Source organism: Gephyromycinifex aptenodytis (assembly GCF_012277275.1).
In the GTDB taxonomy this organism is placed as follows: Bacteria; Actinomycetota; Actinomycetes; order Actinomycetales; family Dermatophilaceae; genus Gephyromycinifex; species Gephyromycinifex aptenodytis.
The window spans coordinates 2,218,506-2,231,343 of record NZ_CP051155.1; the positions used below are offsets into that span (position 1 = coordinate 2,218,506).

Annotated in this window: 8 protein-coding genes; 3 read left to right on the forward strand and 5 right to left on the reverse strand. The window is 66.3% G+C overall.

Annotated elements, in window-relative coordinates; all coding sequences use genetic code 11:
• Nucleotides 1–345 precede the first annotated feature (345 nt).
• The gene (locus G9V96_RS09550) at nucleotides 346–3,429 is read left to right on the forward strand and encodes a DUF3427 domain-containing protein (RefSeq protein WP_168582820.1); all 3,084 of its coding nucleotides are present in this window, start codon (nucleotides 346–348) and stop codon (nucleotides 3,427–3,429) included.
• A gap of 506 nt (nucleotides 3,430–3,935) precedes the next feature.
• On the opposite strand, the gene dnaB is transcribed toward G9V96_RS09550, so the two are convergent.
• The gene (gene dnaB / locus G9V96_RS09555; protein ID WP_168582821.1) at nucleotides 3,936–7,448 is read right to left on the reverse strand and encodes a replicative DNA helicase; all 3,513 of its coding nucleotides are present in this window, start codon (nucleotides 7,446–7,448) and stop codon (nucleotides 3,936–3,938) included.
• A 613-nt stretch (nucleotides 7,449–8,061) separates the two neighbouring features.
• On the opposite strand from dnaB, the gene G9V96_RS09560 reads away from it, so the two are divergent.
• Both G9V96_RS09560 and G9V96_RS09565 read left to right on the forward strand, forming a co-directional pair.
• The gene (locus G9V96_RS09560) at nucleotides 8,062–8,787 is read left to right on the forward strand and encodes a DNA alkylation repair protein (protein WP_168582822.1); all 726 of its coding nucleotides are present in this window, start codon (nucleotides 8,062–8,064) and stop codon (nucleotides 8,785–8,787) included.
• A complete protein-coding gene (locus tag G9V96_RS09565; RefSeq protein ID WP_226913257.1) occupies nucleotides 8,784–10,118 on the forward strand; it encodes an MATE family efflux transporter in 1,335 nt (444 codons plus the stop codon). Before G9V96_RS09560 ends, G9V96_RS09565 begins: the two co-directional genes overlap by 4 nt.
• A gap of 127 nt (nucleotides 10,119–10,245) precedes the next feature.
• On the opposite strand, the gene G9V96_RS09570 is transcribed toward G9V96_RS09565, so the two are convergent.
• From G9V96_RS09570 to G9V96_RS09585, 4 genes are all read right to left on the reverse strand, one after another.
• Entirely contained in the window at nucleotides 10,246–11,256 is a 1,011-nt protein-coding gene (locus G9V96_RS09570) for a Gfo/Idh/MocA family protein (protein WP_168582824.1), read from the reverse strand.
• 134 nt (nucleotides 11,257–11,390) lie between these two features.
• Nucleotides 11,391–11,834, reverse strand: a complete 444-nt coding sequence (gene rplI / locus G9V96_RS09575) for a 50S ribosomal protein L9 (protein ID WP_168582825.1) — start codon at nucleotides 11,832–11,834, stop codon at nucleotides 11,391–11,393.
• A 35-nt stretch (nucleotides 11,835–11,869) separates the two neighbouring features.
• Nucleotides 11,870–12,106: a 30S ribosomal protein S18 gene (gene rpsR, locus G9V96_RS09580; protein WP_168582826.1), complete on the reverse strand. Its 237-nt coding sequence runs from the start codon at nucleotides 12,104–12,106 to the stop codon at nucleotides 11,870–11,872.
• Between the two features lie 124 nt (nucleotides 12,107–12,230).
• Nucleotides 12,231–12,824 (reverse strand): single-stranded DNA-binding protein, encoded by a 594-nt coding sequence (locus G9V96_RS09585; protein ID WP_168582827.1) that lies wholly within the window; start codon nucleotides 12,822–12,824, stop codon nucleotides 12,231–12,233.
• Nucleotides 12,825–12,838: the final 14 nt, after the last annotated feature.

Consider the following 12,838-nt stretch of genomic DNA (forward strand, 5'->3'; position numbering starts at 1 on the left):
CGGGGGTAAATATTGGGAGAGTTGAGCTCCGCCCGTTCCGACCCCTCGCTGCCTGCTCGACCTCAGGCCTCGATGCGCTCGACCTTGCCGACCAGCAGAAGGTAGGAGAGCAGACCGCGCTGCGGTCCGGGCCTAGCAGTCTTCTGGTGACCGACCTGGGGCCTGCCGCGCGACTCAGCGCGCTCGGAGCGGTGTAACACAGCGGAGTAGATGGCGGCGCCTGCACAGACCTAGGCGCCCCCGCGTACCCCAGGAACGACGCGACGAGGCGGGTGGTGTGGTTACGGCTAGCAGCCAGAGGCGCGCCGCCGCTTAGGACGCCGGTGTTCGTGCCAAGCTGCCAGTGTGAGCGGTTCGCAACTCCCGCCGGGGCTCTACGAGGACGTCGTCACCGCGAGGCTCCTCAAGCGGCTCGCGTGCGTGACCGACACACCAGACTTCAACAACATCGACAAGGCCGACCGGACCACCGTATTGGGCCGCCACGTCTCCCAAGCGGTCCATCGCGCCCTCAGCGCGCGCACCCCAGAGCAGCAGGTTGACCTGGTCGCACGCCTCCTGGAGGTCCTTGACGCGCAAGACGAGACGCCCGAGCAAAACCCGCGTCAGCTCTTGAGCCTCGTCGCTCCCCCGCAGCCCGGCCAGCCGACCCGTTCGACGGACCGCCCCAGCACCCCGCTGTCCGACGCCGCCCTCCTCACCAACGCCGCAAGCGACCCGAGCCTGGGCGCCGAGATCCGACGTGAGCTCGCGACCGCCGACGAGGTCGACCTGCTCATCGCTTTCGTCAAGTGGCACGGCGTCCGCACCCTGGAGAAGTCCCTCGCCGAGATCAAGGCACGAGGAGTCCCCTTCCGGATCGTGACCACGACCTACATGGGCGGCACAGAGCGCCGGGCCCTCGACCGCCTGGCCGATAAGTACGGCGCGGACATCCGCATCCAGTACGACGCCCAGCGAACGCGTCTGCACGCCAAGGCCTGGCTGTTCAGGCGCCACACCGGCCTGGACACCGCCTATGTCGGCTCCTCCAACTTGTCCGCGAGCGCCCTCTTGGACGGCGCCGAGTGGAATGTCCGTCTAAGCCGCGTCGCAACCCCGACCCTGCTGCAGAAGTTCGAGGCGACGTTCAACACCTACTGGAGCTCGGACACCTTTCAACCCTACGACCCGCGCGTCCTTGCAGATCGCGACCGGCTTGATGACGCCCTGCGCATCGCCGGCGGCGGCAACAAGCCCCGCACCCGGATCTCACTGTCCGGCCTGCAGGTACGCCCATTTCCATTCCAGGAGGCGATCCTGGAAGCACTCCAGGCCGAGCGCGATCTGCACGAACGGCACCGCAACCTCGTCGTGGCGGCCACCGGTACGGGCAAGACGGTTATGGCGGCTCTGGACTACCAGCGTCTGTGCGGCACCGACAAGCCGAGCCTCTTGTTCGTGGCGCACCGCGCCGAGATCCTCGACCAGTCGCTGCGCACCTACCGAGAGGTGTTGGGCGACAGTAATTTTGGCGAGGCCTACTTCGGCGGTGCGCGGCCCGAGCGCTGGAACCATGTTTTCGCGAGTATCCAGTCCCTAAGCCGGTACGGCGTGCAGCACATCCCCGCAGACGCCTTCGACGTGGTCGTGATCGATGAGTTCCATCACGCCGCGGCGAGCACTTACCGGCGCATCCTCGACCACCTCCAGCCTCGCGAGCTGCTTGGCCTGACCGCGACGCCCGAGCGTGGTGACGGCACCGACGTGCGGTCTTTCTTCGGCGGGCGGACCGCCGCCGAACTGCGCCTCTGGGACGCGATAGAGGCCGACCTGCTCACGCCGTTCCACTATTTCGGCATCCACGACGGCACCGACCTCACCCGCCTCTCTTGGACCCGCGGCCGCTACGACGAGCACGAGCTCGAGGGCGTCTACACCGGCAACGACGCGCGCGCCCGTATCGTGCTCACCCAGGTCCGCGACAAGATCGCCGACCCAGCCCGGATGAAGGCACTGGGCTTCTGCGTCAGCGTCGCGCACGCGCACTACATGACGCGGGTCTTCCGCGAGGCTGGCCTGGAGGCCGTGGCGCTGAGCGGGCAGTCACGGGAAACCCAGCGGCACAACGCGATCGAAGACCTCAGCACCGGGCGGATCCAGGCGATCTTCACCGCGGACCTGTTCAACGAGGGCGTGGACATCCCCGCCGTGGACACCGTCCTCTTCCTGCGCCCGACCGAGAGCATCACGCTGTTCCTCCAGCAGCTCGGACGTGGCCTGCGTGTCCATCCGGACAAGGCTGTGCTCACCGTCCTCGATTTTGTTGGACAGCACCGTGCAGAGTTCCGCCTCGACCTGCGGTTCCGGGCGCTCACCCGCTCAACGCGCAAGGGCTTAGAGCGGGATGTCACCCAGGGATTTCCCTTCCTGCCGCCCGGGTGCCAAATCGTGCTCGACCGTCTCACCCAGGACGCGGTGCTCACCTCGATCAAGACCAACCTCGCGATGAGGATGCCCCAACTGGTCAACGAGTTGCGTGCCCACCCCTCCGACTCGCTGCGCGAGTTCCTCACGGAATCGGGACTCGAGCTGTCCGACGTGGTTCGCTCCGACCGCAGCTTCACCCTCCTGCGGCGCAAGGCCGGCCTGCTCACGACCCCCGAATCCCCGCTTGAGGAGTCGCTGCGCAAGCGGGTCCGGGCTCTCACCCACGTCGATGACCCTGAACGTGCAGCGGTCTACGACCGGCTCCTCCGACTGGACACGTCATATGCGGGTCTTTGCCCTCGGGGCCAGGCTTTTGCGAAGATGCTCTACTTCACCCTCTATCGCACCGGCGGACATGCTTCGTACGACGAAGGGCTCGCCCAGGCCCGCGCGGTGACGACCGTGGCGCAGGAATGTCGCGAGACGATCGCAATCGCCGCCGACCAGACCCGACGACCAGTGCACAGTTCCGCCGGTCCGTTGGCGGCGCTGCCGTTCGTGGTGCACGCGAGCTATCAGCAGGACGAGGTACTCGCAGGCTTGGGCCACGCCCACCTCGGCAGGGTGGCGAGCTCGTTCCGGGAGGGCGTGCTGCACGTCGGCGATTCCCCCGCCGGTCCCGTGGATGCGTTCTTCGTGACGCTCAAGAAGTCGGAGGCGGCCTACTCCCCAACGACGATGTACGCCGACTATCCGATCTCGCCGACGCTGTTCCACTGGGAGTCACAGTCCGGCACGACACTCGCCTCCCCGACTGGGCAGCGGTACCTTTCGGGCACGTCCACGGTGCTGCTGTTCGTGCGGCGAGAGAAGTCCACCGAGTTCGGGACCGCGCCGTACCTTTTCCTGGGGCGGGCGCGCTACGTGTCGCACCACGGCGAGCGACCTATTGCGATCACCTGGCGCCTCGACACTGCGATGCCCGCAGAGCTCTACACCGACACTGCCGTCGCGATGTGACCTTCACCCCCAGCGGTGGCGGCAGGGAAAGCACAGGTCGTCGCCGATGCTGCCCCCGGTAGAGGGGGAATCGACCCACCGATCCGCATTGGCTCATCGAGCCCCTGAAGTCGATTTGATGCGTCCCGCACCAGCTCTCACTAACGGTGCGCTGGGCAGGCCCGGCAGAGCGACGCCCATCAGGGCGACCTGCCAGCGGGCCTCCGAGTCGTCTTGGGCGGCCGCCCCCCGACTCAGGCACGAACAGTGATCATTTACAGGTTCTACGCCTTGCCAACCTGGGAAATGAGAATAATCCGCAATAGGACCCCCGGTGACCTGCGGTTTCTCCACGCGCGAGGCCCACAGAAGGGAGTTGCGGATTATTCTCAATGAAACCGGCGTGCTCAAAAGTCACATTTCGCTGGCTCTGGGTTCCCGAAATGTGACTTATAGGCGTTCTTCGTTCAAAGTAGGCGCGATTCGTTCAAAGTTCGCTGCGTCTCGACAGCAGTGACAACAGCACCTCAGTAACTGGCCGCCATGTTCATGAAGCGGGAGTAGTGGCCCTGGAAGGCGACCGTGATCGTCTTGGTGGGGCCGTTACGGTGCTTGGCGACGATGATGTCGGCCTCGCCCTCACGCGGTGAGTCCTGCTCGTAGACGGACTCGCGATGCAGCAGCATCACCAGGTCGGCGTCCTGCTCGATGGAGTTGTGCACGGCGATGCCGTTGGCGATGAAGTTGTGGGTGCCCAGCACGGTGGCGTCGAAGACTTCCTCCTCGCCGTCGTACTCGACCCCGACAACGACCTCCCACTCCACGTCGTTCACCGCCGCCAGATCAACGTCCTCGCGTTCCAACACCGCCGCGACCTGACGCAGGGTCCCCGCAGAGGTCTCAGAATCCGGCTCGGGCTCAGGGGCGATCACCGAAGCGACGTCCTGCCACAACGGCAACTGCCCCGGCCCCGGCTGCGGCGCCGCCGTCACATCACGCACGATCGTCAGCAGCCGTGCCGCGTCCGGCGCCGCCGGCCCACCGATACCGATCTCCTGCAAGAACCGGCGCTGGGAGTCCACGTCGACGATGTCCAGCATCCACCCCTGCTCGTCGTCGCCGGTAACCACACACGAGACACCGAACCGCAGCAACAACAGCGACAACTTGTCCAGGCGGCGCCGATCCGCAGCGAAGCAGAAGATCTCGCCGCCCGGCCGGTCACTAGAGAGCATCACGCCACCGACCAGCGTCATCACCTCACGGATGAACAACGCGATCTGCCTCTTGGGCAATGCGAACAGGGCCGCCGGGAAGGTCGCTGCCGGGTGCTCACCGCACAACAACGCTGCCGTGCGCACATCCTCATCCGCCCAGGACTCATCCACGTGCGCGGGGGCGCCGACATGCCGCGGCACCGCCACCCGATCCCCACACAGCAACTCGCCCAGGCGGACCCAGCCGTCGTAGCCCAAGAACGGGTGGTTCTCGGTGGCCCGCACCGTTTTACCCGAAGCCAAGCGCAACCGGTACACCGGCTTGACCCCCGTGGAAAAGGCGTGCGTCATGGGCCGGGTCACATACCGCAGCGACTCATCCAACGCCCACACCGGAACGTCCTTCTCACCCGAGGCGACCAGTTCCCCGATAGTGGTTTCCGCGCCGGTGTCGGCCCGCAAGATCCGCGTCTCTGCCACCAGACAACCCGACTCACGCAGGTCGCTGATCTGCGGTTTCTTGTCGGTGCGTTGTTCCGGGCCACGGTTGAGCTGAGAGAGCGCCACCACCGGAACCTCGAGTTCCTTGGCCAACAACTTCAACGCGCGGGAGAACTCCGAAACCTCCTGCTGACGCGACTCAACACGCTTACCCGAGCTCATCAGCTGCAGGTAGTCGATGATGACCAGTCGAAGCCCATGCTTCTGCTTCAACCGTCGGCACTTGGCGCGGATCTCCATCAGCGACATATTCGGCGAGTCGTCGATGAACAGCGGCGCCTCACTGACCTCCCCCATGGTGCGGGCCAGCTTGCTCCAGTCCTCATCACGCATCGTGCCCTTACGCATGTGCTGCAACTGGATGCCCGCCTCGGCGCTGAGCAGACGCATCGTGATCTCGCTGCGGCTCATTTCCAACGAGAACACGACCGCGGTCTGGCCATGCTTGATCGCGGCGGCGCGAGCGATATCCAAGGCCAACGTCGAGTTGTGGGTCGGGATCATCGCGCGGCCCGCGAGGTAGAGGTGGTCGCGTGCCGCCACCTGGATGCAGCGCACCGGGACCGAAGCGACCGGTCGTACCGAGGTGATGAATCGCCCAGCACCTTGACCACGGCCCGCGTGGGCGGCGTGCGCGCCCGCTTTTCGCTGCACCGTGAACACCGGTTCAGCGCTGGTGAAGCTCAACGTGTACGCCGTGGCGCTCTGGGCGTCCTGACTGCGCACCGGCTGCTCAGCGACCGAGCAAGCGCACCCCAGGCCGACGATGAGTTCGTGCAGGTCCGCGGCCAGCCGCGGGCTGGTCGTCGTGAACTGCGCACTGCCCGAAGTCGTGAGCGTGCCCGCGGTGTCCGCCAACCCTGCCAGTAACGCCCGGCGCGCGGGCTGAGCCGCACGAAGATAGGTCGCCGGAATGTGCTTGTCGGGAAGTACCCCGAGCCCGCGCAGCGCCGCACCCACTGCGTCTGGCTCGCGCCCCACCGACGGTTCCGCCGAGGGGCGGTCAGCGCCAGAGGTCGGCGTGGCCGCACCGGCGGGCGCGCCTACCGAAACCAATTGACGGGCCGAGGTGGCCGTTCCCACTTCGGCGTCGGGTGAGGCGGGTCTCGACCCCAGCCCCAAAGCGTATTGCGCAGCGCCGCCCAGCGGCGTCGCGGCATAGCCCTCAGCCCGAATCCCCGCCAACACCTCGGGCTCGACGCTGGTGATCGTGGCCGAGGATGCATCGCCGTCGCCCAGCCACGCCCCCAACGTGTAGGGACCAACCGGCAACTCGACATCATCGAGGTCCAACGCAGCGCTGAGGGACACGCTGTGGTTCGGCTGCCCATCGCCGGCGCGAAGACTCGCCGCGATGTCGGCCGTGGTGCGCACCGCGAGCGCGCCCAGCGATCCGGCCTCGGCTCGCGCCTGGGTAAGCCACAGGTGTTGTTCGTCAGCGATGATCCGCGACCCGTCAGAGAAGCCGACCTCGTAGCAGGGTCGGCCCGTCATGACCGGCGTCGCCGCCACGACGGCAATAGCTCGGCCGTCAGCGCCGAGAACCTCATCACCGACCTGGACCTGCCCCATCGTCGTCCACCCCGTCGGCGTGGGCAGGGGGGTGTCGAGTGCCAACGCCTTACCCATCGCGGGCCGGGCAGCGATGACGACCATCTGACCGCCGTGCAAGCCGTTGGTGAGTTCATCAAGATCGGTGAATCCGGTGGGAACCCCGACCATCTCCCCGGTTGCGCCAGAGGCTTGCTCGATCTCGTCTGCGGTGGCCTCCAGCAACTCACCAAGCAGGTGGTAATCCTCACCGCCGCGCTTGTCAGCCACGGCGTACACCTCAGCCTGGGCAGCGTTGACGATCTCCTCCACGTCGCCGCCGCCAGTGCCGTAGCCCATCTGCACGATGCGGGTGCCCGCGTCGACAAGCCGGCGCAGCACCGCCCGCTCCGCGACGATCTGCGCGTAGTAGCCGGCGTTGGCCGCCGTGGGCACCGCGGAAATGAGTTGGTGCAGGTAGGACTGGCCACCAACCCGGGTCAGGTCGCCGCGCTTGGTCAGCTCATCGGCCACGGTGATCGCATCGGCTGGTTCACCGCGTCCGTACAGGTCGAGGATCGCGTCGTACACCAGCTCGTGGGCCGGGCGGTAGAAATCAACCCCCCGCAGCACCTCGATGCAGTCGGCGATGGCGTCCTTGGAAAGCATCATGCCGCCGAGCACGCTTTGCTCGGCGTTGACGTCCTGCGGCGGCAGGCGATCGTCCACAGCCTCGGAAACCGACTGCAAGGGACCCTCGAAATCCGATCTGTCGACCCTCGCGAGCGACATGGATCCCCCTCATTAGCTGTGCACGCTCACCCCATGGCCCGGAGCAAGTCCCTACATTCCCATTGACTCCCGACAACGATTCCGGCCCTGCGGCAAGCTCATCGAGCGGTGTCGACTCACGCTAGGCGCCCAAGTCACCCGTCCACAAACGAGCGTTGTGGACAGACTGGGGACAGTGTGTGGACGACGCGGTGGAGAAGTTCCACATCCTGTGGATGAGCCTGGGGATAACAGGGGGAAAAGTGCGGGCACAGCCCTCTGATCAGCACAGATGCAAAACGGGGAAGAAACTTTCGAGAGTCTCACCACGTGACCCAAGACCTCTCCGGGGTCGCTCCACACTCACAGGGTGTGCTTTTTGACCCTTGTTGACCCGCATCAGGGCCGATCTTGACGGTCGTCCGCCCAAAAGGGGCGAGCAGGGTGGACGAATCAGTCATCCCGGTCAGCGGCCCACCTCGACCAAGCCGCATCGCGACCCCATACCGGTGCTCAGAATGTGGACGCCCGCTAGATGCGCCGCACGAGCACCGCGCTGGGTCACCCGCCTGGCCAACCCCGCCGGATCGGTCCCGCTAGTCCATTGCGCAATAAACGAGTTAGCCTGTAGTACATGGTCATTCGCTCCGCTGCGGTCTCAGCCCTGGTTGCCGCGCTGCAGGGGGAAATGCGCCAGCTCAAGACCACCAAGCGCAGCGGACGGCCACGAAACCACTCTGGTCAGGTCCCCATGATCGGCAGTTCCTCAGCGATACGGGTCATCAACCGCCTCGTTGGAGCGGTTCCGCTCGCCACTCGGGAGGAGTGGGAGCAAGCCATCCTCGAACTGTGGAACAACCCCCAGCACAGCGAGGAATTGTGTGCCGCCATCGGGGTGCTGTGGCACCCCCGTTACCGGCACTGGGCAGGGCAACCCTGTTCAATGGCCGTGTATCGGAAACTCCTTCTGCAATCACCCAGCGCTGAGTGCGTCGACGCCATCACCACTCGCGGTGTCTCCCTAGCTCTGGCCCATCATCCCGACACGGAGACCGGCCTGGTGCGCTCCTGGGCGTTGGCTAACAATCCACGCCTGCGACGGGCGGCGATCCGGGCTCAACACCGCCGCCGAATGGCCACCGACACCCGTCTTCTGTTGAACTGCATCGTGCCTAATCTCGCTGATCGCAATCCCCTCGTCCGATCCGCCATAGCCCCCGCCCTGATCGATTACGGACGTAGCGGAGACCCGGCCCGGTTATGGGTGCTCGATACCTTGCAGGAGTTGGCGCCCCGACTTCCGCACCGCGTCATCGAAGCCGTGCACTGCCGCCTTCCGGCACCAGCGCTCAACCCGTGAGCAACGACGACACCGCCCGACAGGTTCGGCGTCTGGCCATCCCGGCCTTCCTCACGCTCATCGCCGAACCCCTCTTCCTGCTCGCCGACACCGCCATCATCGGACATCTCGGCACCACCCCGCTGGCGGGGCTCGCCGTGGCCAGCGCCATCCTGCTCACGGCCACCGGGATCTTCGTCTTCCTCGCCTACGGCACTACCGCGTTAGTCTCACGTCGGCTGGGCTCCGGCTCCACCAGTGGGGCGCTGGCCGCGGGCATCGACGGGCTATGGCTCTCCCTCATCCTGGGAGCGTGCAGCGGGCTGGTGCTGCGGATGGCGGCGGTGCCGCTCACGGCCGCGTTTGACGCCTCGCCGGCAGCCGCTGAGCAGGCCGTGCTGTACCTACAGATCTCCGCCTATGGCGTCCCCTCCATGCTGGCCGTACTCGCCCTCACCGGGGTGCTGCGAGGTCTGCAAGATACGAAAACCCCGTTCGTGGCTTCCGTGGCGGCGTTCGGCTCCAACATCGTTCTCAACTTCGTCCTCGTCTACGGCCTGGAGCTGGGGATCGCGGGGTCGGCCTGGGGCACAGTGATCGCGCAGACCGGCATGGCCCTGGGGCTTGGGCTGATCGTGCTGCAGCGGGCGCGTGCGCTGAAGGCTCCGCTGCGCCCGCACCCCGCGGGCATTCTGCACGCCGCCGCCGGAGGGATCCCCCTTCTCGTACGCACCCTGGCGCTTCGTGGTGTGTTGCTGCTGACGACATGGATCGCCGCCACCTACGGCGAAGTTCCGCTGGCCGCCTACCAGGTGTCGTCCACCATCTGGAGCTTCCTGGTGTTCGCTCTTGACGCGCTGGCCATCGCGGCGCAGGCCCTTACCGGACGGGCCCTGGGAGCAGGCGACACGGAGGGAACCCGCGAAATGACGGCCCTGATGACGCGCTGGGGGCGCTGGCTGGGAGTGGCGCTCGGGCTGCTGCTGGCAATCGCCGCCCCGTTCCTGCCCGTGCTGTTCACCACCGACCCCGCAGTCCGTTCCGCGCTCACGGTAGCGCTGCTGGTGATCGCTCTCGGGCAACCCATCGCAGCCCATGCGTTCGTGCTCGACGGGGTACTCATCGGCGCCGGCGACGCCCGCTGGCTCGCCTGGGCGCAGGTGGCACTACTCGTGGCCTACATACCCGTCATCGGCATTCTGGCCGGGGCGAAGGTGCCCATTGTGGCCGCGGGCGACGGTGCTGCCCTGGCAGCCCTGTGGGTTGGCTTCCTGGCTTTCATGGCGATGCGGGCGTTCCTTCTCGATCGACGGGCCCGGACCGACGCCTGGCTCGTCACCGGGATGGCCTGACCCCACCCCTGCCCCTTCGCGAGCCGTCACTAGGCACTGACGGCTCGCCGCCTAAACCCCGCGAGCCGTCACTTTTCAGTGACGGCTCGCGGGGAATGACGGGGCGTGAGCGACGGCTCGCCGGGGGTCACTGTGTTGCTTGCGGGATCTCCGTCATCTGGACAACGCGGCCCTCGCGGCGGGAAAGGTCGCAGGCCTGGGCCATCCGCAGCGCCTGCACCCCGTCGAAGACGGTGCACGGAGAAGGCCGCTTCCCCGCAGCAACCTCAGTGAAGGCGGTGAGTTCACGCTGATAGGCGGGCAGGAAGCGGTCCATGAAGTTCACTACCCGCGGTCCGGGCGGGAACTGCACGCCCTCCTGCGCCGAGGTCAGCGCCAACGAATCATCCAGCCCCACCGCCAGATCCCCGGTGGAGCCCAGCACCTCCATGCGCACGTCATGACCGAAGGCGTTGTGCCGGGTGGCGGAGAAGGTAACTAGCGTTCCGTCTTCAAGGACGAACACCCCAGCGCCGGTGTCGATGTCGTCAGCCTCAGCGATATAGTCCGCGCCCTTGTTGGCGCCGGCCGCGTAAGCGGTGCGCACCTCTTGATTGGTGACGAACCGGATGATGTCGAAGTCGTGGATGCTGCAGTCCCGGAACAGACCACCCGAGGCGCGCACGTACTCCGGCGGCGGCGGGGCGGTGTCCAGGGTCATTGCCCGAACGGTGTGGATGAATCCCAATTCGCCCTGCTCCACAGCCTGCTGCACCCGCATATAGCCGACGTCGAAGCGGCGCTGGAAGCCGATGTGAATCGGCACGGTGCTGGCTTTTTCTACCTCTAGCAAGGACAACGCGGCTTCCAGGCTCGCAGCCACCGGTTTCTCGCAGAAAGTCGGTATGCCGGCCGCCACACTCGCTCGAATGAGAGCCTCGTGCGTCGTCGTCGGGGTGGCGATGACCAGCCCGTCCAGCCCGGCATCGAGCAGCGCATCCACGTCATCGACAGCCCGGACCCCCAGCTGCGTGGCCACGTCCCTGGCCGCGACAGCGTTGGCATCGGCCAACACGAGCTCGCTTACCGCATCCACACCCGTCAAGGTCTTTGCGTGGTAGGCACCGATCCGTCCGGTGCCCGCGATTCCAATCCGCATAGCCAGGCCTCCTCGCCACTTTGATACGACAATCTAACATGGTGCGGGGAGCTATGGCAGTGCCGGAACGAGGAAAGGGGCGGCATCTTCGCAATGAAGATGCCGCCCCTTTCGCAGCGCTAGGCGCTGATATCTCAGCCGGCGGAGACAGACAGCTTGACGGTGGCCTGCACCTCGGGGTGCAGCTTCACCGTGGCTTGGTAGTCGCCGGTGGCCTTGATCGGAGCCGCGAACTCGACCGTGCGACGGTCGATCTTCACACCCGAGGTCTCCGCCGCGTTCGCGACGTCGGCCGGGGTGATGGCGCCGAACAGACGACCATTTGCGCTCGCGTGCGCCTTGATGCGCAGCACACGCGACTCGAGCTGGCCTTTAACGCCCTTGGCGTCTTCCAGCGACGCGATCGCACGAGCCTCGCGGCCCTTCTGGATCGCCTCGACCTGCTTCTGACCGCCCTTGGTCCAGGGGGTCGCCAGACCGCGCGGGATGAGGAAGTTACGACCGTAGCCGTCCTTGACCTCGACGATGTCGCCGGCAGAACCGAGACCCGACACCTCATTGGTGAGAATCAACTTCATGATGCTTGCTCCTTCTCGCTGGTGGTGGGTCGGACTCAGCGAGCCGAGCTGGAGTAGGGCAGCAGGGCCATCTCGCGGGCGTTCTTAACAGCCTTGGCGATGAGGCGCTGCTCCTGGACAGAAACACCGGTCACACGGCGAGCGCGGATCTTGCCGCGGTCGGAGATGAACTTACGCAGCAGGTTGATGTCCTTGTAATCGATGTTCTCGATCTTTGCTGCCTTGAGCGGGTTGGCCTTTTTCTTGGGCTTGCGCACAACGGGCTTGGCCATCGTGGTGCTCTCCTCGTCTGTGAGAGCCCGGAGTGGGTGCTCCGGGATGGGTCGGTGATGCGAATCCCGCAGGATTCGAGGTTGAGGTGCGCAGAAGCGCCCTCAGAGAGTGATGCCGATGAGATCAGAACGGAGGTTCGTCGTAGGAGGGGGCGTTACCCCACCCGGGAGCCCCACCGCTCTGCTGGCCGCCGCCACCGGCCGGGCCGGTCGCCCACGGGTCAGCGTCCGGGCGGGCTGCCCCACCTGGTGCGCCGCCGTAACCGCCGCCTTGCTGGCCGCCGCCGGAGAAGCCGCCACCCCCCTGGCCGCCACCGCCGCCGCCGGAGAAGCCGCCACCGCCACCGCCGCCACGAGAGGTCTTGTTGACCTTCGCGGTGGCATACCGAAGCGAGGGGCCGATCTCGTCGACCTCCAGCTCGATGACGGTGCGCTTCTCGCCCTCTTTTGTTTCGTAAGAGCGGGAGCGAAGACGACCACTGACGATGACGCGCGCGCCGCGTTGCAGCGACTCGGCGACATTCTCGGCCATGTCACGCCAGGCCGAGCACGACAGGAACAGCGCCTCGCCGTCCTTCCATTCGTTCGTCTGACGATCGAACGTTCGCGGTGTTGACGCGACGCGGAAGTTGGCGACGGCAGCACCCGAGGGGGTGAACCGGAGTTCCGGGTCGGCAACCAGGTTGCCGATCACGGTGATGACGGTTTCGCCTGCCATGGACTCGCTCCTGT

Excerpts from the sequence above, each read along its gene's own strand:
- dnaB (WP_168582821.1), bottom strand. The coding sequence starts at position 7,448 with ATGTCGCTCGCGAGGGTCGACAGATCGGATTTCGAGGGTCCCTTGCAG.
- G9V96_RS09560 (WP_168582822.1), top strand. The coding sequence starts at position 8,062 with ATGGTCATTCGCTCCGCTGCGGTCTCAGCCCTGGTTGCCGCGCTGCAG.
- G9V96_RS09570 (WP_168582824.1), bottom strand. The coding sequence starts at position 11,256 with ATGCGGATTGGAATCGCGGGCACCGGACGGATCGGTGCCTACCACGCA.
- rplI (WP_168582825.1), bottom strand. The coding sequence starts at position 11,834 with ATGAAGTTGATTCTCACCAATGAGGTGTCGGGTCTCGGTTCTGCCGGC.
- rpsR (WP_168582826.1), bottom strand. The coding sequence starts at position 12,106 with ATGGCCAAGCCCGTTGTGCGCAAGCCCAAGAAAAAGGCCAACCCGCTC.
- G9V96_RS09585 (WP_168582827.1), bottom strand. The coding sequence starts at position 12,824 with ATGGCAGGCGAAACCGTCATCACCGTGATCGGCAACCTGGTTGCCGAC.